The organism is Janthinobacterium psychrotolerans, assembly GCF_001677885.1.
GTDB classification, from domain to species: domain Bacteria; phylum Pseudomonadota; class Gammaproteobacteria; order Burkholderiales; family Burkholderiaceae_D; genus Janthinobacterium; species Janthinobacterium psychrotolerans.
Window position 1 is genome coordinate 85,932 of record NZ_LOCQ01000061.1, and the last position, 22,269, is coordinate 108,200.

General features: G+C 64.1%; 16 protein-coding genes. 4 read left to right on the top strand and 12 right to left on the bottom strand.

The features are described 5' to 3' along the window. Positions 1-209 precede the first annotated feature (209 nt). Together ASR47_RS22455 and ASR47_RS22460 are read left to right on the top strand one after the other, a co-directional pair. Positions 210-2,156 carry an autotransporter assembly complex protein TamA gene (locus ASR47_RS22455; protein ID WP_082989113.1) on the top strand — a complete coding sequence of 649 codons (1,947 nt, stop codon included), beginning with the start codon at positions 210-212 and terminating at the stop codon, positions 2,154-2,156. After that, a complete protein-coding gene (locus ASR47_RS22460) occupies positions 2,156-6,577 on the top strand; it encodes a translocation/assembly module TamB domain-containing protein (RefSeq protein WP_065310037.1) in 4,422 nt (1,473 codons plus the stop codon). The genes ASR47_RS22455 and ASR47_RS22460 overlap by 1 nt, the downstream gene beginning before the upstream one ends. A gap of 157 nt (positions 6,578-6,734) precedes the next feature. Here ASR47_RS22460 and ASR47_RS22465 read toward each other — a convergent pair whose 3' ends face one another. From ASR47_RS22465 to ASR47_RS22470, 3 genes are all read right to left on the bottom strand, one after another. Then, positions 6,735-6,974, bottom strand: coding sequence for a hypothetical protein (locus ASR47_RS22465; protein WP_065310038.1), 240 nt, complete (start codon positions 6,972-6,974; stop codon positions 6,735-6,737). A gap of 24 nt (positions 6,975-6,998) precedes the next feature. Continuing rightward, the gene (locus ASR47_RS27580; protein WP_171899021.1) at positions 6,999-7,157 is read right to left on the bottom strand and encodes a hypothetical protein; all 159 of its coding nucleotides are present in this window, start codon (positions 7,155-7,157) and stop codon (positions 6,999-7,001) included. A gap of 63 nt (positions 7,158-7,220) precedes the next feature. Continuing rightward, positions 7,221-9,725, bottom strand: coding sequence for an alpha/beta hydrolase family protein (locus ASR47_RS22470; RefSeq protein WP_065310039.1), 2,505 nt, complete (start codon positions 9,723-9,725; stop codon positions 7,221-7,223). A gap of 150 nt (positions 9,726-9,875) precedes the next feature. Here ASR47_RS22470 and ASR47_RS22475 point away from each other — a divergent pair, with 150 nt between their 5' ends. Beyond that, the gene (locus tag ASR47_RS22475) at positions 9,876-10,394 is read left to right on the top strand and encodes a CcdC protein domain-containing protein (RefSeq protein WP_065310040.1); all 519 of its coding nucleotides are present in this window, start codon (positions 9,876-9,878) and stop codon (positions 10,392-10,394) included. Between the two features lie 13 nt (positions 10,395-10,407). Here the strand turns inward: ASR47_RS22475 and ASR47_RS22480 are convergent, their stop codons facing one another. From ASR47_RS22480 to ASR47_RS22505, 6 genes are all read right to left on the bottom strand, one after another. Beyond that, complete coding sequence (locus ASR47_RS22480) at positions 10,408-11,433, bottom strand: DUF4424 family protein (RefSeq protein WP_065310041.1); 1,026 nt, start codon at positions 11,431-11,433, stop codon at positions 10,408-10,410. Next, positions 11,430-14,261: an ATP-binding protein gene (locus ASR47_RS22485; RefSeq protein ID WP_065310042.1), complete on the bottom strand. Its 2,832-nt coding sequence runs from the start codon at positions 14,259-14,261 to the stop codon at positions 11,430-11,432. Before ASR47_RS22485 ends, ASR47_RS22480 begins: the two co-directional genes overlap by 4 nt. Positions 14,262-14,269: 8 nt before the next feature. Then, complete coding sequence (locus tag ASR47_RS22490; protein ID WP_065310043.1) at positions 14,270-14,992, bottom strand: hypothetical protein; 723 nt, start codon at positions 14,990-14,992, stop codon at positions 14,270-14,272. After that, positions 14,985-16,355, bottom strand: coding sequence for a hypothetical protein (locus ASR47_RS22495; protein WP_150127938.1), 1,371 nt, complete (start codon positions 16,353-16,355; stop codon positions 14,985-14,987). Before ASR47_RS22495 ends, ASR47_RS22490 begins: the two co-directional genes overlap by 8 nt. Positions 16,356-16,518: 163 nt before the next feature. Continuing rightward, positions 16,519-17,280 (bottom strand): DUF3108 domain-containing protein, encoded by a 762-nt coding sequence (locus ASR47_RS22500; protein ID WP_065310045.1) that lies wholly within the window; start codon positions 17,278-17,280, stop codon positions 16,519-16,521. Then, complete coding sequence (locus ASR47_RS22505) at positions 17,281-18,381, bottom strand: DUF3108 domain-containing protein (protein ID WP_065310046.1); 1,101 nt, start codon at positions 18,379-18,381, stop codon at positions 17,281-17,283. It lies immediately after the preceding gene. A 203-nt stretch (positions 18,382-18,584) separates the two neighbouring features. On the opposite strand from ASR47_RS22505, the gene ASR47_RS22510 reads away from it, so the two are divergent. After that, on the top strand, positions 18,585-19,238 hold the full coding sequence (locus tag ASR47_RS22510; RefSeq protein WP_245714449.1) for a PhaM family polyhydroxyalkanoate granule multifunctional regulatory protein: 654 nt from the start codon (positions 18,585-18,587) through the stop codon (positions 19,236-19,238). 129 nt (positions 19,239-19,367) lie between these two features. Here the strand turns inward: ASR47_RS22510 and ASR47_RS22515 are convergent, their stop codons facing one another. From ASR47_RS22515 to ASR47_RS22525, 3 genes are read right to left on the bottom strand one after another with little or no spacing between them, the layout of a single operon-like run. Next, positions 19,368-19,670, bottom strand: coding sequence for a hypothetical protein (locus ASR47_RS22515; RefSeq protein ID WP_245714450.1), 303 nt, complete (start codon positions 19,668-19,670; stop codon positions 19,368-19,370). Beyond that, positions 19,660-21,390: a response regulator gene (locus ASR47_RS22520; RefSeq protein ID WP_065310048.1), complete on the bottom strand. Its 1,731-nt coding sequence runs from the start codon at positions 21,388-21,390 to the stop codon at positions 19,660-19,662. Before ASR47_RS22520 ends, ASR47_RS22515 begins: the two co-directional genes overlap by 11 nt. A gap of 14 nt (positions 21,391-21,404) precedes the next feature. After that, a complete protein-coding gene (locus ASR47_RS22525) occupies positions 21,405-22,130 on the bottom strand; it encodes a sensor histidine kinase (protein WP_065310049.1) in 726 nt (241 codons plus the stop codon). Between the last annotated feature and the right edge of the window lie 139 nt (positions 22,131-22,269).

The window sequence follows — 22,269 nt, forward strand, 5'->3', positions numbered from 1 at the left end:
ATAAAGTACAGGCTGGCGGACCAGGCGCAAGGTCATGAAATACCTGTGCAAAATAGCCTTATTCGTCCGCCATCAATTTCCCACTTCCGGTAACATGCGGGCAGCATTTACTCATCTGGAGCACCATGTTTTCTGCACGTCCCCTAGCGCACTTGGCCACCGGCAAGGCAATACAACCACGAATTTTGGCACAACTGGTGGCAAAAGTAATGGGGCAACTGACACTGGCCGCTGCCGGCGGCGCCATCCTGACCCTGCCGATGGCCCATGCGTATGCGCAGGAAGCGGTGGCGGCGCCGCTGCCAGCGACGGCCGACGTCGTGCAGGACACGCCTGCCGACACGGTCGCCGCCCCTCCGGCGGACGAGCCGGTTGCCGATACGGCACCCGTCGCGCCAGCCCTGCAATACGATGTGCGCGTCAACGCGCCCGGCGATCTCGATGAGCTGCTGGAAAAAAATCTCGACCTCGAACGCTTTCGCGGCAATCCGCGCATGGACCGCGAGCAATTGCAGCGCCTGGTGCGCGACGCGCCCGAGCAGGTCAAGGACCTGGTGGCCACGGCCGGCTTCTACACGCCCGTGGTCACGGTCAATGTCGACACGGCCGGCAGCCGGCCGGTGGTCACCGTCAACGTCGAGCCGGGCGAAGCGGTGGTGGTCGACAAGGTCGAGCTGGAATTGCGCGGTTTCGATCCGACCCCGCCGCTGGCGGCCAGCGAGCCGTACGACACCGAAGGCCTCAAGCGCCGCTGGCCCCTGAAGACAGGCGCCATCTTCCGCCAGGCCGAATGGGAGTCCGCCAAGCGCGCGCTGCTGCGCGAGGTGGTGCAGACGCGCTACCCGCGCGCCCAGCTGGTCGACACGCAAGCCGTGGTCGACCCGGAAACCCACAAGGCCTCGCTGCTGGTGATCCTCAGCAGCGGCCCCGAGCTGCGCTTTGGCGAACTGCGCATCGAGGGCCTGAAGCGCTACGATCCGGCCATCATCCGCAACCTCAACAAGATCCGCCCCGGCGAGTATTACAGCGAATCGGCGCTGCAGTTGTACCAGGCACGGCTGCAGGACACCGGTTACTTTGCCAGCGTGGAAGTGAGCGCCGACATGAGCAGCATCCTCAATGAGCAGATCGAGGCCGGCCAGGCGGTGCAGGAAGGCGAAACCGTGGCCAGCGCCCAGGCCAGCCGCGGCCCCGCGCCGCAACTGCCGCTGGTGGTGCGCGTGACGGAAAACAAGCAGCAGAACGTCAGCGCCGGTATCGGTTTCAGTACCAATACGGGCAACCGCGCCCAGCTCAACTACGACAACCTCAATGTCTGGGGCACGCGTTTCAAGAGCGCGATCACGATGGAAACGAAGAAGCAGACGGCGCACGCCAACTTCTACTTTCCGACCACCGAGCGCGGCTACAACGACAGCGTCGGCGCCTCGTTCGAGCGCAGCGATATTTCCAACGAGATCACGGCCGTGTCGACGATTGCCGCCAAGCGCAACTGGGGCGGCACCAACCTGGAACGCAGCCTGACCTTCGAATTCTTGAGCGAAGATAAAACCGTGGTCGGCCTGGAACAGACGCGCAGCAAGAGCTTGCCGCTGACCTATGCCATCACCAAGCGCAGCCTCGACAGCCTGCTGTTCCCGACCAAGGGCTATGTGATCAACGCCCAGGTCGGCGGCGCGCTGCTGCCGGTGCTGACCGACGAGCGCTTCGTGCGCGTGTCGGGCAAGGGCGTGTATTACAAGCCGCTCGGCGAAAAAGGCGAGCTGATCGTGCGCGGCGAAATGGGCGCGCTGGGCTCGAAAGAGAAAAAAGGCGTGCCGGCCGTCTACCTGTTCCGCGCCGGCGGCGACCAGTCCGTGCGCGGCTATGCCTACCAGGAGCTGGGCGTGAAGGAAGGCGACGCCACCGTCGGCGGGCGCTACCTGGCCACCGCCAGCGCCGAATACCAATACTGGTTCAAGCCGAAATGGGCGATCGCCGCCTTCTATGACGCCGGCAATGCGGCCGACAGCGTCAAGGATGCGCTCGAATTGAAATCAGGCTATGGCCTCGGCGGGCGCTACAAGAGCCCCGTCGGCCCCATCAATGTCGACGTGGCGTATGGCCACGCCGTCCACGCCTTCCGTTTGCACTTTTCTCTGGGATTCACCTTCTGATGTCCGACCTTGCCACCGAGTCCTCCTCCGCCGCGCCACCACCTGCGCCACCGCCGCCGGCGAAACAACGCCGCTGGCCGCGCTACCTGCTGATCGCCGTCGCCAGCCTGGCCGTGCTGCTGGGCGGCGCCTTCTGGTTCCTGGGCCGCGAATCGACCCTGCAACTGCTGGTGCAAAAAGTGGCCAGCGCCAGCGGCGGCCAGATCGAAGTGTCCGGCGTGTCCGGTTCGCTCTACAACCGCATGCACCTGGACCACGTCAGCTACCGCAGCAAGACGCAGCACATCACGGCCGACAATATCGACATCAACTGGTCGCCGTTCCAGTATTTTTCGGAAGGCATCGCGATTTCCGAACTGCATGTGGCCAGCCTGGGCGTGCAGACCCTGGCCAAGTCCGACGAGCCGTCAAGCATGCCCGACAGCCTGGCCTCGCCTTTTAAAATCGGCATCAGCGAGGCGCGCCTCGACAAGATCACCCTGATCAGCGAGAGCGGCAACACCGTATTTGAAAAGGTCCGCTTTGCCTTGTCCGGCGACAAGGCCGCATGGCGGCTGAAAGACGCCTCGGCCGTCACGCCGTTTGGCCTGGCCAAAGCCGACGCCACCATAGGTGCCGTGAAACCGTTCAAGCTCAACGGCACGGCCAGCCTGATGCAGGCGGTGGCGCCGGCCGGCGAAAAACCGGCGGCCCTGAACCTGGCGCTCGGCGGCGACCTGAATCTGCTCAATCTCAATGCCAAGGGCAATGCCGGCGCCGCCACCGCCGACGCGCAGCTGGCGCTGGCGCCGTTCGACCCCGTCATCATCCTGCGCTCGGCCAGCATCAAGGGCAGCAATATCAATCCGGGCAAGTTCGATGCGACCTTGCCGCAGGCCGACCTGAGCCTGGACCTGGACGCGGCCATCGGCGCCAATCAAAGCGTGTCGGGCAAGCTGGCCATCGTCAACCACGCCACGCCCGGCCCGATCGACCAGCAAAAGCTGCCGCTGCGCCAGTTCGACGCGCGCCTGGGCGGCACCTTGACGGCCACCACGCTGGAGTCCGCCATCATCGACTTCGGCAATGCCGGCAAATTTACCGGTAGCGGCAAGATCGACCGCGACGCGCCCGACGCCGGCATAGCCCAGGCCAGGATTGCCCTGCATACCGACAAGATCGACCTGCAGCAAATCTACAGCAGCATCAACAGCACCAGAATCGCCGGCGACATCACCTTGGATAGCGACGGCAAGACGCAGACCGTGCGCGCCAAGCTCGGCGAAGCCAGGCTGCGCCTGGACCTGGAAGCGACGCTGGCCGATTCGCTGGTAAACCTGAGCAAGGCGACTTTGCAAGCGGGCAAGAGCAGCATCAACGCCACCGGCCAGATCAGCCTGAAGGACGAGCAGCCGTTCAGGGCCGTCGCCAGCACCAGCCGCTTGAACCCGGCCGACTTCGGCGCGTTTCCCGTCGCCGACCTGAATCTCGACGTGCGCGCCAACGGCCACGTGGCCCCGCAGTGGCTGGCCAATGCCGACTTCACGGTGCGCCCCAGCAAGCTGCTCGACCAGCCTTTGTCGGGCAAGGGCAAGCTGACGGCCGACGCGGCGCACTTCAGCGGCATCGACGTGCAGCTGGCGCTGGGCAAGAACACCATCGCGGCCAAGGGCAACTTTGGCGGCCTTGGTGAAAAACTGAACTGGAATGTCGACGCGCGGCAACTGTCCGCCGTGCAGGGCGACCTGGCCGGCGCGGTGCTGGCCAGCGGCGTGGTGCAAGGCACGCTGAAGGAACCGCGCACCAGCTTTGTGGCTGATGCGAAAGGCTTGGGACTGTCCAGCAGCAAGCGTCCGGCGCCCGACAGCGTGATCCACGCCAGCGGCGACATCGGCCTGACAGGACCAAAACAGTCGCCGGAAGTGAAAATGGCCGGCACGGTGCAAAAACTCAATCCGGCCGCGTTTGGCAATCTGCCGGTGGGCAATATCAACGCCGACTTCAACGGCAGCGGCAACCTGAGTGCCGACTGGCGCATGGCGCTGACCCTGGCGCTGCGCGAATCGACCTTGCAAAACGCGCCGCTGGCCGGCTACGCCAAGCTGGCAGCATCCGCCAAACGGGTCGACAATGCCGACGTGGAACTGCGCCTGGGCCCCAACAGCCTGGTCGCCAAAGGCGCGCTGGGCGGCGCCACCGACAAGCTGAACTGGAAACTCGATGCGCCGCAATTGGCCACCCTGGGACCGCAGTTCGGCGGCGTGCTGCACGCGTCCGGCGTGGTGGCGGGCAAGATGGATGCGCCGTCGGCACAGCTTAGCCTGGACGGCAACAACCTGACCTTCTTCGGCGACCAGCGCCTGCAGGCCGTCAAGGGCAGCGCCAGCGTCGGCTCCGGCCAGGGCGCGCAGGACCCGATGCTCGGCGCGCTGGAAATCACCGGCTACAGCACCCCGACCTTCAAGCTGGCCACGGCGCGCCTGGGCACCACCGGCACGCGCGGCAACCACACGATCAATCTGGCGGCGCGCAACGACGACTTCGACGCCACCATCGCCGCCAGGGGCAGCCAGAGCGGCGCCAGCTGGACCGGCAGCATCGACAGCCTGCAAAACAAGGGCCGCTATGCGCTGGTGCTGCAAGCGCCGGTGCCGGTCAAAGTGGCAGGGCCAGCCGGCAGCGGCGTGGCGGGCCTGGGCAATCCCGAGCAGCTCAGCGTGGGCAATACCGTCATCAAGCTGCCAGCCGGCAGCATCACCATGCAAAGCCTGGCCAAGAACGGTGCGCGCTGGACCAGTGCCGGCCAGGCCACCGGCGTGGCCTTGAACTACCTGGCGCAGTTCGCACCGGCGCTGAAGGAAAACATGCGTGGCGACCTGACACTGGGCGCGCAATGGTCGCTCGACATGCAAGCGGCCACTGCCAGCCAGAAAGAACCGGCGCTGGCCGGCATGCTGCACATCTTCCGTGAAAAAGGCGATATCACGGTCGGCGTCGACCAGCCGCTGACCCTGGGCCTGCGCACGCTCGATGCACGCATGGACGTGGCCAACCAGCAATTGCGCCTGGCCGTAAAGCTGGACGGCACGCGCGCCGGCCAGAGCGATATCAACGCCAGCGTGCAGATGCTGGGCGGGCGCATCAGCAACAGCAGCGCCCTGAGCCTGACCGGCACCACCAATATCGCCTCGCTGTCGTGGGTGGCGCCACTGGCCGGCCAGCCTGGCCTGGAACTGGGCGGCGCCCTGAAAGTGGCCTTGACCGGCAGCGGCACCATCGGCGCGCCCCTGCTCAATGGCGACATCACGGGCAGCGGCCTGCTGGTGAACTGGGCCGAGCAAGGCTTGCGCCTGCGCAATGGCGTGCTGCAGGCCAAGCTGGCCGGCGACCAGCTGCAGCTGCAGCGCCTGACCTTTGACGGCGGCAACGGCAAGGCCCAGCTTGATGGCTGGGTGCGCTTTGCGAACGGCGAAGCGACGATGGAGCTCAAACTGCTGGCAGACCGCCTGACGGCGCTGTCGCGCCCGGACCGCACCCTGATCCTGTCGGGCAACGCCACCGTGCTGCGCAACGACAAGCTGTTCAGCCTGGAAGGCAAGTTCAGGGCCAATCGCGCGCTGATCGAACTGGCGCCGGAAGGCACGCCGACGCAGAGCGATGACGTGGTAGTGCTGGGCAAGAACAGCCGCGCCACCAAGGCCGCGCCCGAGCTGCCCTTGAATATCGACGTGGAGTTTGATCTTGGCAACGCCTTCCATCTGCGCGGCATGGGCATCGATGCCGATCTGGCCGGCAATATCCGCGCCCGCGTGCAAAACCGCGCCGCGCCGCGCGTCACCGGCAGCATCCGCGTCGTCAACGGCCTGTATGCGGCCTACGGGCAGAAACTGGCGATCGAGCGCGGCGTGATCAACTTTACGGGCGCCTACGACAATCCGTCGCTGAACGTCTTGGCCGTGCGCAAGCGTCCGCAAGGCGAGGCGCTGTCGGAAACCAATGTGGAAGCCGGCGTGGAAGTGCGCGGCACGGCCCAGGCGCCCACGGCCAAGCTGGTGTCGACGCCGAACGTGTCGGACAGCGACAAGCTGGCCTGGCTGATCCTCGGCCACGGCGCGGAAACGGCGGCCGGCGATGAAATGGCCCTGCTGACCACGGCCGCCGGCGCCCTCTTCGGCGGCTCGGGCGGCGGCATGCAGGGCAAGCTGGCCAGCTCGCTGGGCCTTGATGAAGTGGGCCTGTCGCAGGCCAAGGGACTGGAAAGCACGGTCGTCACGGTCGGCAAGCGTCTGTCCTCGCGCGCCTACCTGACGTTCGAGCAAGGCGCCAGCACGGCGTCGAGCCTGGTAAAGCTGCGCTACAAGCTGAACCGCCGCTTTACCTTGCAGTTCCAGACCGGCACCAACAATGCGCTGGATATCTTGTATACATGGGCGTTTGATTGACCCAAAACACAAAGGGCGCCTCGGCGCCCTTTTCGTTTATTACGTCCACCGGGGTTCGTAGGTCGGATTAGGTCCATAGGACCGTAATCCGACAACATTGTTAACGCTGATCGTGGTGTTGTCGGATTACGCCCTTCGGGCTAATCCGACCTACCGCTTATTCCGCGACATCGAGGCCGCGCTCGATCATGCCTTCGACGTACGCACGCAGATATTGTTCCAGCGCCGGGCCGGACAGCACGTTGGCCGTCAGTGCGCCGTGCGGCGAGCCTTTCAGCACGCCGTCGTGGTAGACGCGGGCGATCCAGCCGACGTCGCTGCCGGGCGTGTAGTCGAGTTCATAGTCGAACGTTTCTCCGCTGACCTTGCGGGTGTAGTTTTCCTTGATCAATGCCATCTGAAACAGCCTTTCTTTGACGAATTAACTTGGGTGCGGATCGGGAACCGGATCGTCCTGCGGCACCGGATGCGCCGGACCGGGCCGGTGGCCGGGACTGGTATCGGGCTCGGGCGCAGGCATGGGATCATCGACCGGCGCCGGGTCGGGCGCACGGTGCGCTTCAATGGCAACGCTTTTCATGGCAGGCCTCCATTAGCGAACAGGCAAAGGAAGACCATACCACGACTCGCTGCCGGCTGCGCCTTATTGGCCTTCCTTGCTGGCCGCCGGCGTGCGCGGGGCGGCGTTTTTGACGTATTTTTCCAGCCAGTTGTTGCTTTCATACAGCATGTGCATGATGGACTCGCGCGCGCGGTAGCCATGGCTTTCGTTGGGCAGCATCACCAAACGGGCCGTGCCGCCCAGGCCCTTGATGGCCTGGAACATGCGCTCGCTCTGGATCGGGAAGGTGCCCGAGTTGTTGTCCTGCTCGCCGTGGATCAGCAGCAGCGCATCCTTGATCTTGTCGGCATGGTTAAACGGCGACATGGCCTGGTACACCGCCTGCGCCTGCCAGAACGGCCGGTCTTCCGACTGGAAGCCGAATGGCGTCAGGGTGCGGTTATAGGCGCCGCTGCGGGCGATGCCGGCGCGGAACAGCCGCGTATGGGCCAGCAGGTTGCCGGTCATAAAGGCGCCATACGAGTGGCCGCCGATGGCGATACGGTCGCGGTCGGCCACGCCGCGCCGCACCACTTCGTCGACAGCCGCTTCGGCGTCGGCCACCAGTTGCGGCAGGTAGGTGTCGTTTGGCTCCTGCTCGCCGGTGCCGACAATGGGGAACGATGGATTGTCGAGCACGGCGTAACCCATGGACAAAAAGGCGGCCGGCCCCGAATAGCTGACGGCGTTGAATTTGTACGGCGAGCCTCTGGTCTGGCTGGCGGCGCTGGCGGTCTTGAATTCCTGCGGGTAAGCCCACATCAGGGTTGGCAGCGGACCGTCGCGCTTGACGTCGTAGTTCGGCGGCAGCATCAGGGTGGCCGTCAGGTCGACGCCGTCGGCGCGCTTGTAGCGGATCAGCTCTTTCTGCACGTCCTTGAGCTGCGGCAACGGATGCGGGAAATGCGTCAGCGGCGTCAGGGCTGTCGCGCCCGGCTTCAGATTGCGCACATAAAAGTTGGGCTGCTCGGTCGGCGATTCGCGCGTCGACAGGAAACGGCCGCCGTCTTCGTCGAGCACGGCCACCACGTTTTCATAATACGGCGCGGCGCTCTGGAACAAGCGCTCCTTCTTTTTCGTCACCAGGTCCAGGCGGTCGATAAACGGCCGGTCGCCATCTTTGCTCGCACCGGCGCCGTCGAGCAGGATGGTGCCGTCGGCGGAAATCAAAATGCGCGGCAGGCCGGCGGCGTCGGCGCGCATCACGGGCTGGCCCGGATCGTTGTAGCGGTCTTCGAACGAGCCCGAATACACCAGGTCGCCTGGCATGCCCGGTTGATCCGCGGGGTGATCTGGAGCTATGCGCCATTGCTTGACGGCGCGCGTCTTGTACCATGCTTCGCTCAACAGGGCCAGGTCGCCACGGCCCCAGGCGATGCCGGCATAGCGCGAAGCGAGCCTGGCCAGCACGGCCGGCTTGCTTGTAAACGGCGCGGCCTGGGTGTAGACGATGTCGCGGATCTCGGCGCTCTTGGCCGGGTCGCCGCCATCCTGCGCTTCGGCCCATACCAGGGTGGCCGGCGCATCGACCCTCCAGCTGACACTGCGCACGCCGGGCGAAACGGCGTCATTGCCTGGTGGCAGGCCTTCTTCCAGCGGCAGGGTCGCCACCACATGCACCACCTTGCCGGCCAGGTCGCGCACTTCGATCTTGCTGCCGAAGTCGCTTGCCGGCACGATATACGAATACGGACGGGCTATGGTTTCGGTCAGCAGAAACTTGCCGCCCGGCGCCACGGTGGCGCGCGAGTAGGCGCCCGGCTGGCCCACCAGGCGCTGTTTGCCGGTGACATCCAGCAAGGCCAGCTGCGCCGTGATGTAGTGTTCGAACAGCTGCGCGTCCTGCGCATTTTTCAGCAGGTCAGGGTAAGTGCGCAACTGCTTGACGGCGCCGCCGGGCAGGCTGTCCTGGATGGCCGGGCCGGTCGGAATGCCGTTGACGGCGGGCGCCGCGCCCAGCCTGGCCGGCTTCAGGTGCAGCAGCAAGGTCTTGCTGTCCGGCATCCACGAAAAACCGCGGCCGGATACGCCCGACAAAGCTTGATTCGACAGCTTGCGCGCGGCCTTGCCCTGCACGTCGAGCAGCCACAATTCCACGCCGGACTCCTTGACGCCCTTGGCGGCATCGGCATACACCACATTGCTGAACGCCAGGTAGCGCTGGTCGGGCGACCAGGCCAGGTCGGCGATGCGCGGCGCTGCCGGCAGGCCGCTGACCTTGAATTCCTTTTGCGTGTCGATATCGAGCAGGCCCAGCCCTGTGTAAAAACTGAAGCGGCTGGCCGAATAGGTGCGCGGGTTGATGCGCAGGCCGGCCAGCTTCAGTTCGGGCTGCGCCACTTCGCTGATGCCCGGCAGCGACGGCGTGGCCAGCACGGCGGCCAGGTTGCGCTTCGGGCTCAGGCTCAGGGTCGGCGCGCGCGGCGCATCGACGATGGCTTGCAGCGCCGCCGGCGGCAGCTGATAGCCGCCCGTGTCGGCGGTGGCCAGGGAGGAAGCGGCCATCAGGCCGACGGTAACGGGCAACAAGGGGAAACGGGATGACATGGCGCTCCGCGGACGGTGGATGGGTAGCAGTCCATAGTGCTGACCCGCCATCAAAATGTCAATAAGCAACATTTCAATACCGGCCATGACTGCGGCGAGCGAGGGCGATCTGGCTTACAATCGCTGCTTTACCGTTGCCCGAAGCCTTACATGGAAACCACCACCCTTGCCCTGCTGTTCCTGGTCCCGCTGCTGGTCTGGCGCATCTACTCGCGCCTGAAAAAACTGGTGGCGCGCCAGAAGTCGCTGGTATGGCGGCACCGCCTGGTGGCTTTCGGTTTTCCCGCACTGATCGTGTTCCTGGCCACGACGACCAAATTCGACATTCTGCCGCTGTCGAGCCTGGGCGCCGGCGTGCTGGCCGGTGGCTGGCTGGGCGTACTGGGCATCAAGCTGACCCGATTCGAACAGGTCGGCAAGGATTATTACTTCACCCAGCACCGCTACCTGGGCCTGGCCATTACCATGCTGTTCATCGCGCGCCTGCTGTACCGCGGCATGGAGATCTACCTGAACACGCGGCTGGACGTGCCGGTGCCGCCGCCACCGTTCGGCCAGAGCCCGCTGACCATGGCCGCCTACGGCATGGTCACCGGCTACTATGCTTGCTACGCCTGGGGCCTGCTGCGCTGGCGCCAGCGCAACAAGCCGCTGGACGCCATCGAATAAGCAGCGCCGGCGGCTATTTGGTCTTCAGATAATTGCCGCGCAAGGCGGGCGCCTCGCCGGTATTCTCGCTGCCATTTTCGACATTGCCAAAGTAGACGTTCAAGTCCTGGGTCGGGCGGAAATTGCGCAGTTTCACCTGCAGGGTGGTCGGATTGATCTTGGTAAACGTGCCGGGAAAGCACAGGCTGATCAGCTCGTCCGACTTGCCCTTGACCAGGTTCAGGGTAAAGTCCTCGATGCCGTTTTTCCAGGTGTTGCCGGTCTTCAGGATGTACGACACCCATTTGGCATTGACGAAGCCGCTCTCGCCCTGCTGCTTGGCCAGCTTGTTCCAGGTCGCATAAAAGGCCTTGTCGCCGCAATATTTCTTCTCAAACTCGTTGCCATCGCCCAGGTAGGACGCGCCGGGGCCGGCGGCCACGAATGGCGCATATTGATGGCGCACGCGCACGGTTTTACCGGCCGCAAATTTCTGCTGCCACTGATAGACCACCGTCACCGACCAGGCCGGCACCCACTGTTCGTCGTCGGACAGCTTGGCCAGCAAGCCGTCGGCGATCAGGGCTTTTTTCTGCTGGGCAGTGAGCGGCTCGACCTTCCTGTCGAAGGGCGTAAACGACGGGAAATACGCCACCTGCTTGTCCGTCAGGCCCAGCGCTTTCAGGCGCGCCGTCACATCCTTGCCGTCGAGCTTGGCGAGCAGCACGGTCTGGTAGTCGCGGGGCTTGCCGTCGACCTCGATCGAGAACTGCTGCGGCTGGCCGTAATACGTGGGCGACTGGTGGTAGCCGGCATCATACGCCGGCAGCGGGAAGATGATGGTCTCTTCCACGTCGGCCTTCGATTCATTGAGGAACTCGTACTCGACCTTGATCAGGTCCGGGCTGACCGTCAGCACTTCCTTTTTCATGGCCACGGCGTCGGTCTTGCCGACGATAATGCCGCCGGCGCTGACCGAGCCGATGCCGTCATTGGCGATTGCCGGCGCTGATGCGGCCAGCGCCAGCACCGGTGCCAGCAACATCGCAAGCTTGATCATGCCGCCTTGCCGGCGGCCGCTTCCTGGCGGCGTTGCAGTACGAAAATCGGTTGCGCCCATTGCGTGTCCTTTTTCTTTTTGCTGGTAATCAAAGTCAGTTCGGATGGATCGTAGACGTCGGTATTGTGCGTCAGCGGCGTGGTCATCAGGTACTGTGCTTCGGTGTTTTTCAGAAATTCGCCGACCAGCTGGATATTGCGGATATCGAGGTGGGCAAACGGCTCGTCGATAAACACGAAGCCGCCCGAGCCGCCCTCCGATTTCAGCAGGCCGATGAGCAGCACCAGCGACTTCATCACCTGCTGGCCGCCCGACGCTTCGCCGTCGTTCATGCCGATAATGCCCTTGCCGTCGAACTTGAAGCGCACATGCAGGCCCGCCTGCGACAGCTGCACATCGTCGTTTTCCAGGCGCACCGGATCGGCATGCACTTCGATGCCGGCCAGTTCGCCCAGCTCCTTGATGTTCTTGCTGTAGGTCTTGATGGTATAGCGCAGCCGCTCCATATAGGCGCCGCGCGCATTGCCCGTCGCTTCGATGGCGCGGTTGTTCTGGTAGCGGCGTTCGTCCGTTTCCGACTGGCGCCCGCTCAGCTGCTCCGACAGGCGGTGATGCTGGTCGATCACGGTGGCGTCCAGCTCCCAGTCGTCGCGCGCCAGGCTGCTTTGCAAACTGGACACGCGCAGGTCGACCTGGTGCGCATTCTGGTGTTCGGCCACCAGCGCGGCGCGCCGCGCCGGACGGCGCCAGCTGCGCGGCAAATGGCGCCAGGCGCGGCGCAGTGCCAGCAAGGCGCGCGCATGCTCGGCACGCTGCTCGATCTGCTTCTTGTAGCCCAGGCGCGAACCGGCTTCCGCCTCGGACAAGGCCAGGCGCGCGTTCTGCCACACGGTGTCGGCGCGGGTACGCGCGACAGTCGCGTTCTTGGTCAGGTTCTGCAATTCGCCCAGGCGGCCGCCCACGTCCAGCCGCTCTTCTTTCAACGGTTTTGAATTGCGCAGCGCTTCGGCAAATTCTTCCTGGCGGGCGCTCAATTCCTTGGCCGCATCGACGCCGGCGATCCGTGCTTTCAAATTGCCCACTTCCGCCGCCAGTTTCGAAATGGCCAGGGTCAGCGTATCTTCCTGCGCTTCCAGGCCCGGCAAGGAACGCAGCAGCGCTTCGAGGCGCCCGCTGCGGCCCGCCTGGCCGAAGCGGTAGCGCGACGCTTCGACAAACAGCGAGCGACCACCGCGGCGTTCGCGGTGATAGGCCTCGGGCGTGATCCACTCGTCATGGTTGCCCAGCTTGAAGCCGGCTTCGACCGAGTCGACGCGCGTAATGCGCGACAATTGCTCGATCAGCCAGCTGGGCACCGGTGCGGAAAATTTTACTACCGCCAGCAGGCTGTCGTCCCTGGAGGTGGGCGCGGTGACCAGTTCGGGCACGATAAAGTGGCGATAGCGTTCCTTTTCGGCCAGGCGGTAGGCGGCGGACGCATCTTTCGCCTTGTCCAGCAGCACCACCGATGCGTAGCCACCCAAGATACCTTCGACGGCGCCCTGCCAGCGGCTGTCCGTCACTTCGACGATATCGGACAGCATGGCGTGGGCAATGCCCGCATCGCGCAGCGCGCGGCGCATGCCGCGCACATTGTCCGGCTCCGGCATGGCCGTCTTGCCCTGCAGCGCGGCGATCGTCGCCTGCTCGCCGGCAATCCGTGCCGACAGCGCGTCGCGCTGCTGGCGCTGCAGCAGCAAGGCCGCTTCCTGTTGTTCCAGCTGGGCGGCGACGGCGGCGATATCGCTGCCCGAGTCCGCCGCCAGCTTTTGCAGGCGTTCCTTCTGTTCCAGCAGGCTGTCGAGCGGTTTCAGCTTGGCATTGATCAGCCCAAGGCGGCTCTGCAGGCCGATCGACTCCTGCTCCAGCAGGGTTTCGTTCATCTGCGCGTCGGACAGGGCTTTCGCCTGCGCCGCCAGCGCATTGCGCTTATCGGCCAGCAGCGGATCGTTCAGCACCATCGGTTTGCGCGCATCGCGCAACTGCCGGCTGACGGTGGCGGCTTTTTCACGCGCCTCGTGGTATTGCAGGCTGGGCAGCACTTCCTCGAGCAGATTGCGGCGCTCGCGGTGCAATCCTTCCCACTGATGGTAGTTGGCCACGCGCAGGCGCAGGCCTTCCAGATTGGTTTTCGACGCTTCGAGTTCCGTCTCGAAACGCTTCAGTTCCACTTCCGTGTCGCGCTGGTGGCGTTTCGCTTCATCGTAGGCGTCCAGCACTTCCTTGTCGCCGAACACCTGGAATACCAGGTCGAGCAGCTGGCGCGGCGCGTATTCGCACAGTTTGTCGGTTTCGCCCTGCTCGAGCGCCAGCACTTTCGACATGGCCGGCGACAGGCCGGCATTGGCCAGGCGCTTGCGGTAGTTTTCCACGCCCAGCCAGTCATTGGCGTCGGCAATATCTTCGATCTGCACATTGCCCGGACGCATCAGGTACTGGCGTTTCCAGTCACCGCCGTTCTTCTGGATCTGGCAGAACAGCGTGACTTCATCGTCGCTGAAAAAGCCCGAGCTGCGAAACGGCCGGTTCGACAATTGCTTGCCCACGTTGCGGTTGTCGACCACGGCGCGCAGCCAGGCCGTCTGCTGGCCCGAGTGGCGCGCATAGTGTTTATAGGTGCGGCCCATCGAGCAGTCCAGGCCGAACAGGGTGCGCAGCGCGTCGAGCAAGGTGGTCTTGCCGGAACCATTCTGGCCGGCGATCGTGATGATCTTGGCGTCGAGCGGAATATTCTTGATGCGCTGCCAGTAATCCCAGTGCACCAGTTCAAGTGATTTGATATGAAACATGGACGCTTTCAGTGAGGGAGTTCGGGCGCGGGCTCGTCGCCGGCGTCCGGCAGGTCGCCGCTGTCAAGTGACAGCTCCGCATCGAGATCGACCGCCACCAGCCGCGACGGCGCGCGCTTGAACACGTCGGCCAGCGCGCCGTTGATGATGCGTTCCTTCAGCACGTCGGTGTCCATCATCAGGTCCAGCAACGGCCCTTCGACGATAAAGTCGCCGCGCCGCTCGATAAAGCCCAGCTTGGCCAGCGTGCCCAGATTCATGTCCATGCGCGTCTTCTTGCCCAGCTTGTCGCCAAAGTCGGCCAGCAAGGCTTTGTAGGCGATGCCGATCGAGGCGTCCTCCGCGCGCGGCAGCGGCTTGTCGGTGCCGAACATGTCGTTCTGGTCGTCGTCCGCGTGCTGGTGGGTTTCCTGGCGTTCACGCTTGGGCAAAATAATCTGCGCCCACAGCACCACCAAGAGGGCCACACCATCGCGGGCCAGACCGAAATTATTGTTCTGCCACACATCGCGCGCGCCGAATATCTTCGGCTCGATGGTGCGCGACAGGGCCAGCGTCACGTGGTCGGCGTACACGTTGTCGAGCAGTTTCAGGCCGCAGGCAAGCAATCGCGCATCGATCTCGGCGCGGAACAGTTCGTCCGACAGCACGCGCTTGACGAGTTTGTCGTCGCGGCGCAGGGTTTGATGCGTGAGCAGGCGCGCAATCAGGATTTGGGAATCGTCATTCATCGGCAGTGCCGCTATCTAAATCAAGGGATATATTCAGGGACAGCGAGGCGATCGACATGGCCGCCACGTGCGGGTCGTTCAATTGGACCATCTCGTCGGTCGGGGTAAAAGTGATCGGCAACCGTGCCAGCTCCGCCGTCGCGCCCTGCAAGCTCGCTTCGGACACATCGCCGAGCAGCGGCAGCATCGAGGCGCGATACGACGCCACGGCAAAGCTGGCCGGCAGCAGCGAATCCTGCACCGGCACACGCTTTGGCCCTTCTTCGCCGATGCTGGGGAAGTTGCCCAGGCTGGCAAAGTTCGACAGGCGCTCGAGCAAATCGTCAAGTTCCAGCTGCATGGCGGGTCCGTCGCTGATGGTGGTGGGGGCGTCTTCGCCGCTCGGCAGGCCGGTCTGGGCCACGCCGGCCGCGCGTTCGGACAACAGTTCCGTTTCGGCCACATCGATCATTTCGGCCGGCGTGGCAAACAGCGGCACGACGGGCTGGTCGATGGCGCCTTCGGCCAGGGACGCCAGGTCCTCGTGCTGCAGCAGCCAGCGCTTGATGTCGGTGGTCGACAGGCCGGACTGGCCCAGGTGCACGCGCTGGCGCTCGATCTGGTTCAGCGCGCGCGAAAACATGCCCTGCATGTTCAGCAGTTTGCTTTGCGCGCGGCCGATCGCCTGGGCCGCCTTGTGCGTGGCGCCGTCGGCGTTTTCATCGGAGGTGATCGCCACCAGGATCTCGGAACCCTTTTCGACCCAGTCGCACGCCATATTCCATTTCGCCTGCGCCGTGCGCAAGCGGAACTCGGAACCGGAGGCGATCGCGTCCGAAAACTCGTCCGTCAGGTCGACCAGGCGCCCCAGCAGATGCTGCAATTGCTCCACCGACACGCCGCCGACGGCTTGCGCACCAGCCACCTGCGACAGCAAAAAGCCCATTTCCGCTTCGTCTTCGGTCTGCCCCAGGCCCAGCAGGCTGTCGATCGCCGACAGCACATTGCGCGCCATCGGCGTGACGCGGTACACGCCCTGCTGCGCGTCCCAGGCCAGCAGCTGGTTGCTGCGCAGGCGCAGCAGCACCGTTTCCAGACTTTCCGGCAACAGATAGGCCAGGCGGGTATTGATATCGGCGCGCGTGTAGGACGAGGTGGCGGCATCGGCCGCCAGTTCGCGCAGCACCAGGAGGCGCACCAGCACGCCGTCGAAACCGCCGTGGAACAGCGCCGTGAACACCTGCAGCAGGGGCTGCGCGCGCTTCAGATGAAAGACTTGTTCGATCTCGTCCGCCGAAATATTCGGCTGGAAATGCGCCTGCAATGAATCGTGATGCTCCTGCTCGGTCTGATTTGCATCCGCAGCCAGGGCTGCACTTGCCATTATATCAATCATTCTATTCCGGATGAGTGTTCAGCGGGCGGCGCAGCGGGCATGGTGGACGCTGCGGGCATAAAGGGTCGCGGGGGCGTCAGTATATCATTTCAGGGGGCAGACCCGGCGGGTCCGACCCCAGGTTCTGCATCTGGGTTAGCTGTTCAAAAAGTTACTTTTTAACGATCTTCTGCAACGTCTGCTCCACATAGTCCCCATCGTCATCCTCGAACGTCACCTTGACGGGATACCATTCCAGCGACGGCGACAGCCACAGGTCCACTTGCTGGCCCTTCTTGTCGGTCGGTGGCGCCTTGACCAGGTGCACGGCTTCCACCAGGCCCTGGCCGGTGCCGACGGTTTCCTGCTTGACGACCTTGAAGATCCACGGCTCGGCGTCATGGCGGCCAGCCACAAAGAACGCCCACTCGGAGCCGGGCACGAATTTTTCAGGGGCGGCGCGGGCCACGGCCGCCAGTTGCCAGACGGCGCTGTTGCGGTCCTGTTCGCCGCCCTTGAGCGGATAGCTTTTGTCGCCTTCGCTGAAGACGATGGTCTTGCTGTCGCGTTTGAACACGGTGGTGGCGGCTTCCTTGCGGAAGCGTTTTTCCACGAACTGGGCCGGCGCCAGGCCGTAGTCATCGACCGCGCCCTCGCTGCGCTGTTCGAGTATCTTGCCAAACAGCGCAGCTTTGGTTTCGGCCACCAGCGTGTACTTGCCGTCGCCGGCGCGCCAGTTGCTGACGGACTCGCCCGACAGCGCGATGCCTTTTTGCTTTGCCTTGATGGAATAGACCAGGTCGGCCGACGGCGCCAGCTTGAACGGGCGCTTGATCACCGGATGTTCGGCGGCGTCCTCGGCGGCGATGGCGGAAGAAAAAGTGGCGGCCAGCAAGCTTGCGGCCAGCAGTTGTTTGATGGGTGTAAAAGTCATTCATGATCCTGTCACGGTGATTTTGGAGACGGTTTGCGTGGTCAGCGCCCCGTTCGCTTCTGTATTGCGTATTTGTACCGGATACCATTGCAGCGACGGCGCCAGCCAGATATCGAGCTGCGAGGAATAACTGCCGCGCTTGGGCGGGCGGCGCAGATGCCAGGTCTGCAAGCGGCCCATATCGGTGTCCAGTGTTTCCTCGCCCACCATCTGGAAGCGGAACACGGTCGCTTCCTTCTCTTCGCCGACCAGGATGTCGATATTGCCAGCCAGCTGACTCACGTCGGCGCGGCCGATGGCGGCCAGCTGGAACGGCAGGCTGGCCTTGTCCTGCGCTCCTTGCTGCCAGGGTGCGGTGGCGGTGGTGGCAGAAAAGCGGATGGTCTGGTCCGCCGCATTGAAATGCGTTGCCGTCTGCGCGCGGCCGCGGCGTTTTTCCGTGGCCTTGGCCGGCACGATGCCGCTGGCGTCGATCGCCCCTTCGCTGCTCAGCACCAGCAGGTTGATGCGGGTGATCAGCATGCTCAGGCCCACTTCCAGGCTCAAACGATAGCTGTCGCCCTTATTTTGCCACGACATCGCCGCCACGCCCGTCCATTTGGTGCCGTCGGCATCGCGCCGGTCGACCTGCAGGTCGAAATCGGCCGAGGCCGGCACATCGGTTTTGTAGCGCCGCGCCTGCTCAACCACCGGCGGCGGCGCAGCAGTTTCAGCCGGCGGCGTGATGGCCGGCAATTGCGCCAGCGCCGTCGCCGGTGCCGGGTTTTCCGGTGCGGACGGCGCCACCGGCGCCACCTGCAGCGGTGCCGGCGCATCGGGCACGATCACCTGCGGCAAATCGACCACCGGCAAGGCAGGCAAGGCCGGCAGCGGCGGCGCGGGCGGCGGTGGCAAGGGCACCGGCGGTGGCGGCGCCGCCTCGGGCGGTGGTGGCGCCTCGGCAACGATGGCCATGCTGACCAGCTGCGCCTGCTCGTGCACGGCCACCCTGCCCGCATGCCCGCCCAGCCATTGCAGCGCCACGACATGCAGCGCGCCGATCACGGCGACAAAGATCACGGTGCGGCGGCGCGGCGGCTTGAAAAAGGAGGCGGACGTCATGGCTGCTAGTGTAACGCCTGTACCGCAGACGCGCTTTCTTGCTGCAGATCAATACCCCTGAGCTTGCCGGAAAATGCGGGCGAAAAATGTCATCGCGATTTCGTCAGTAGCAAGCTGATATCTGCTACGCTAGGGCCATCGACCTACCAGGAGACTCTCGCATGGCAAATCCGCAAATGCCCCATCTTCCGGGCGCAGCAGTGATGACTGATACGCTCGACTTCGTCAAGAACCTGTGGGGCAGCATGAGCGTGCCTGGCATGGGTGTCCCCGGCATGACCGCGCCGAGCCTGTCGGTGGAAGAGCTGGACAAGAAAATCAATGACCTGAAAGCCGTCGAAGCATGGCTCAATCTCAATATCAGCATGCTGCGCGGCAGCATCCAGGCATTGGAAGTACAGCGCGGCACCATCGCCACCCTGAAATCGATGGGCGCCTCGATGGCCGCCGCCATCACGCAGCCGGGCGCCACCGAAAAAAACCTGTTCGATTCCGTGCCTTACGCCTCGGCCTTCTTCCAGCAGACGCCGCCAGCGGCCAAGCCGGCTGAAAAAGCACCGCCACCGCCACCGCCTGCGCCACAGGAAGCGCCAGCGCCACAGGCTCAGCCCGCTCAGCAAGCCAGCCCGTCAGCCGACGCGGCGGCCCAGCTGGCCAATCCGGCCGTGTGGTGGAACTTGCTGCAGGATCAGTTCAAGCAGGCGGTATCGACGGCCATGACGCCGGAACCGGCCAAGGAAGGCGCCGCAGCCAAGCCAGCGCCACGCGCCAAACCGGCTGCGGCGGAGACGGCAGCGAAGACCAAGGCGCCGGTCAGACGTGCGGCGGCACCAAAGGGCAAAGCAGGCAAGTCGTAGTTTTTGCAGAACCCGTGAACAGCCGGGGCCAGACCCCACGACCGTCAGCGCAAGCCTCCGAGTTGGCGGCATCGAGGGTCTGACCCCAGCATTTCAAGCTTCGCTTGGCGAACCCGGCATTACGGGTGCTCAGGCCAAACGATGAATCCGGATCGCTTCGATCATGTTGTCATCCTGACGCTTGACGTCGCCGATGGTGATCAGGCCTTCGTCGGCCAGCGCCTTGGCGTGCTCGTACGAGGACTGGAATGTTTCCAGCGTGTCTCCCTTGGCGGCGACCGGGCGTACCCAGGCGATGCTGCCGACCTTCATTTTTTTGTAGACTTCATTGACCACATCACGCATAGTTTCTTCCTTATTGTTGTAAAGCAACTTCAGCGCGGAACCGGCTGCTGCCTGCACCACGCTGGCGCATAGTTTATCATCCGCCACGCCCGCGCATGTGTTTTACGGCTTTCTCGGGCGCTGGCGCCACGTTTTCCGCCACCGGTGCGGCAGCTTCGCCTGCCGCCGCCTCCGCTGGCGTGAGTTGCATCAATTGCTCCATCAGCTGCGCAAAACGCTGCTGGCCTGGTGCGATTTTATCCACATACAGCAACACGTCGACGGCCTCGGCCGCCAGTTCCGCGTGATAGCCACGCTGCTGCAAATATGACACGATAATCTGCACCGAGTTGAACAGGATGCGCAGGTTGTTCGGCAACTTGTCGCGCGCCGCGCGCATCCACGCCACGGCCTCGTCCAGCTTGTCGGTCTTCCACAGCAGTACGCCCTTGTTCATCAGGTCCGACGCTTCCTTGCGCGAAGCCAGGATCAGGCTGGTGCCTTCATCGCTCATCTTGGCCTTGTCGAAGATCTTCTGCACCTCGTCCTGCACCACCTGGTTGTCGTGATTGTTCTTCACCACATAGCACAAGAGGCCGGCCGGCGCATCCTTGACGCCGACGGCAAACAGCAAGGTGGCCAGCTCCATGCACACTTCCTTCCCGGGGCGCGCCGGGTCTTGCTCCAGCATCGCCTCAAGCTCGTCGCCGCTCTTGCGCGCGCGCCGGTAGTCGCCCGTCTCATGGTGTACCAGGCCTTCGGTGATCTTGGCGCGCAAGCCGATCTCTTCAGGCGGAAATTCGCGCTGCGCCAGCATCAGCCACTGCAGCGCCTCCTTCGCCTCCTTTTTCAGGCCGCACACGCGCGCCAGGCCCAGGTAGGCGTCCACTGTCTTCATCACGGAAAATTCGCCGATCGCCACGCATTTGCGAAACGCTTTTTCGGCCATGCTCACATTGCCGATCTTTAAAGCCGCCTGGCCCAGGTTGCGCTGGCGCGGCACCGAATTGGGCGACAGCCGCGCCGCCTTTTCCAGCACGCCGCACGCCTCTTCATGCTGGCCCATCAGCTGGTAGGCCACCGCCATCTGGTCGTAGGCGTCGATGTAATAGCGGTTTTCCACGATCACGCCCTGGAAGATCTGGCGCGCCGCCTCGTGCTCGCCGTTGTTCATGCGAATCTTGCCCAGCCCTGCCCGGGCCCAGCTGTAATCGCGCTCGGCCAGCACTTTTTCATAGATGGCGCGCGCCTTTTCCGGCTCGCCGCTTTTCAGCAGCAGGCTGGCCTTCATGCGCAGCAAGTCCAGCTCGTGCAGCTTGTTCTGCGCGATCTGCGCGTCGCACAATTTGGCCGCGCGCAGATAATCCTTTTCCATGCAGGCCTGGTCGATCTCGCGGAACACCTGCTTTTTATGCCACACCCGGTTCAACCGCGTCAGCAGCACGCCTTCGGTGATCGGCTTGATCAGGTAGGCGTCGGGCTGGTGCTCGGCCGCGCCCATCACCGACTCGACGCTTTTCTCGGCCGACACCATCAGCCACACGCTGGACGGCGCCGTCAGGTTGCGCACGCGCGTTTCTTCCAGCACCTGCTGGCCGTTCTTGCCCTCGCCGAGGTTGTAGTCGCACAGCACCACGTCGTAGCGCGTCTTGGCCAGCAGCTTCATCGCTTCGCCGCCGCTGGCGGCCTGGTCGATATGGCGCGCCCCCAGGTTGCGCAGGGATTCGCGCAGCAAAATGCGGATGCCGACAAAATCGTCGACCAGCAGATAGTGTTTTTCGGCCCAGTCGGTGGTATCGGCTTCGTTGGGGCGGGAGGTCTGGTCCATCGTCAGTGCCCGGTTCACGGCAGGCGCAGGGTAAAGCAGCCGCCGCCGAGCGCGCCGCCATTGGCCAGTGCGATGCTGCCGCTTTGGCCACGGTGTTTGTGCATCTTCGCCACTTCGCTGGAAAAATACAGCCCCAGGCCGGTACTGTTGGTGGAAAAATTCACGCCCGCCGACAGGCCATCCATGGCCGCTTCGCCCGCGTCCAGCAGCGCTTTCGAATAGCCGTCGCCATTGTCTTCCACGCGCAACGCCAGCATGCCGTTTTCTTCCGCCACGGACAGGCGTATCGTGTCCTTCGTGTAGCGGATGGCGTTGTTGATAGCATGGGCCAGCACGCCGATCACCAGGTCCTCGTCCAGGGTCCAGATCAGCTCGGGCGGGAATGCCGTTTCCATCGCGATACCCTTGGAGGCGAGCAGGATTTTTTCCTGGTCCACCACCTGCGTCACCAGTTGCCCCACCAGTTGCGGCTGCACGTCGAACGGGTAGCCGGGCTTGCCCACCTGCTTGTACAGCGCCAGCAGCTGGATCAGGTTGTCGTTGAGGCGCTTGGTCTGGTACAGCATCTGCGCCATCTGCAGGTAGGCGGGATCGGCCTTGACCTCGTCGGTGGCCTTGGCCTGCTCGGCCGCCAGCAGGGACTCCAGCGTGCCGCTGACCACGCTGATGGAATTTTTCATGTCATGGACGGTCGACGCCAGGAACAAAAACAGCTCGGGCGCGCTGTGCTGGTCTTCCACTGCATCTCTCCTCGGGCGCCGGCGGCACGGCGCCGCGGCTAGCTTGCCACCGGCAAATTATACCGCCCGTCGTTGCGCCGCAACCAGACTGTTGCAGAACCGCCATGACAAAGCAACAATGCCGCCTCACATCGCTGCG

What these genes read in the sequence shown, in the direction of transcription:
- ASR47_RS22455 (WP_082989113.1), top strand. Translation starts at nt 210, where the DNA reads ATGGGGCAACTGACACTGGCCGCTGCCGGCGGCGCCATCCTGACCCTG.
- ASR47_RS22460 (WP_065310037.1), top strand. Translation starts at nt 2,156, where the DNA reads ATGTCCGACCTTGCCACCGAGTCCTCCTCCGCCGCGCCACCACCTGCG.
- ASR47_RS22465 (WP_065310038.1), bottom strand. Translation starts at nt 6,974, where the DNA reads ATGGCATTGATCAAGGAAAACTACACCCGCAAGGTCAGCGGAGAAACG.
- ASR47_RS27580 (WP_171899021.1), bottom strand. Translation starts at nt 7,157, where the DNA reads ATGAAAAGCGTTGCCATTGAAGCGCACCGTGCGCCCGACCCGGCGCCG.
- ASR47_RS22470 (WP_065310039.1), bottom strand. Translation starts at nt 9,725, where the DNA reads ATGTCATCCCGTTTCCCCTTGTTGCCCGTTACCGTCGGCCTGATGGCC.
- ASR47_RS22475 (WP_065310040.1), top strand. Translation starts at nt 9,876, where the DNA reads ATGGAAACCACCACCCTTGCCCTGCTGTTCCTGGTCCCGCTGCTGGTC.
- ASR47_RS22480 (WP_065310041.1), bottom strand. Translation starts at nt 11,433, where the DNA reads ATGATCAAGCTTGCGATGTTGCTGGCACCGGTGCTGGCGCTGGCCGCA.
- ASR47_RS22485 (WP_065310042.1), bottom strand. Translation starts at nt 14,261, where the DNA reads ATGTTTCATATCAAATCACTTGAACTGGTGCACTGGGATTACTGGCAG.
- ASR47_RS22490 (WP_065310043.1), bottom strand. Translation starts at nt 14,992, where the DNA reads ATGAATGACGATTCCCAAATCCTGATTGCGCGCCTGCTCACGCATCAA.
- ASR47_RS22495 (WP_150127938.1), bottom strand. Translation starts at nt 16,355, where the DNA reads ATGGCAAGTGCAGCCCTGGCTGCGGATGCAAATCAGACCGAGCAGGAG.
- ASR47_RS22500 (WP_065310045.1), bottom strand. Translation starts at nt 17,280, where the DNA reads ATGACTTTTACACCCATCAAACAACTGCTGGCCGCAAGCTTGCTGGCC.
- ASR47_RS22505 (WP_065310046.1), bottom strand. Translation starts at nt 18,381, where the DNA reads ATGACGTCCGCCTCCTTTTTCAAGCCGCCGCGCCGCCGCACCGTGATC.
- ASR47_RS22510 (WP_245714449.1), top strand. Translation starts at nt 18,585, where the DNA reads ATGACTGATACGCTCGACTTCGTCAAGAACCTGTGGGGCAGCATGAGC.
- ASR47_RS22520 (WP_065310048.1), bottom strand. Translation starts at nt 21,390, where the DNA reads ATGGACCAGACCTCCCGCCCCAACGAAGCCGATACCACCGACTGGGCC.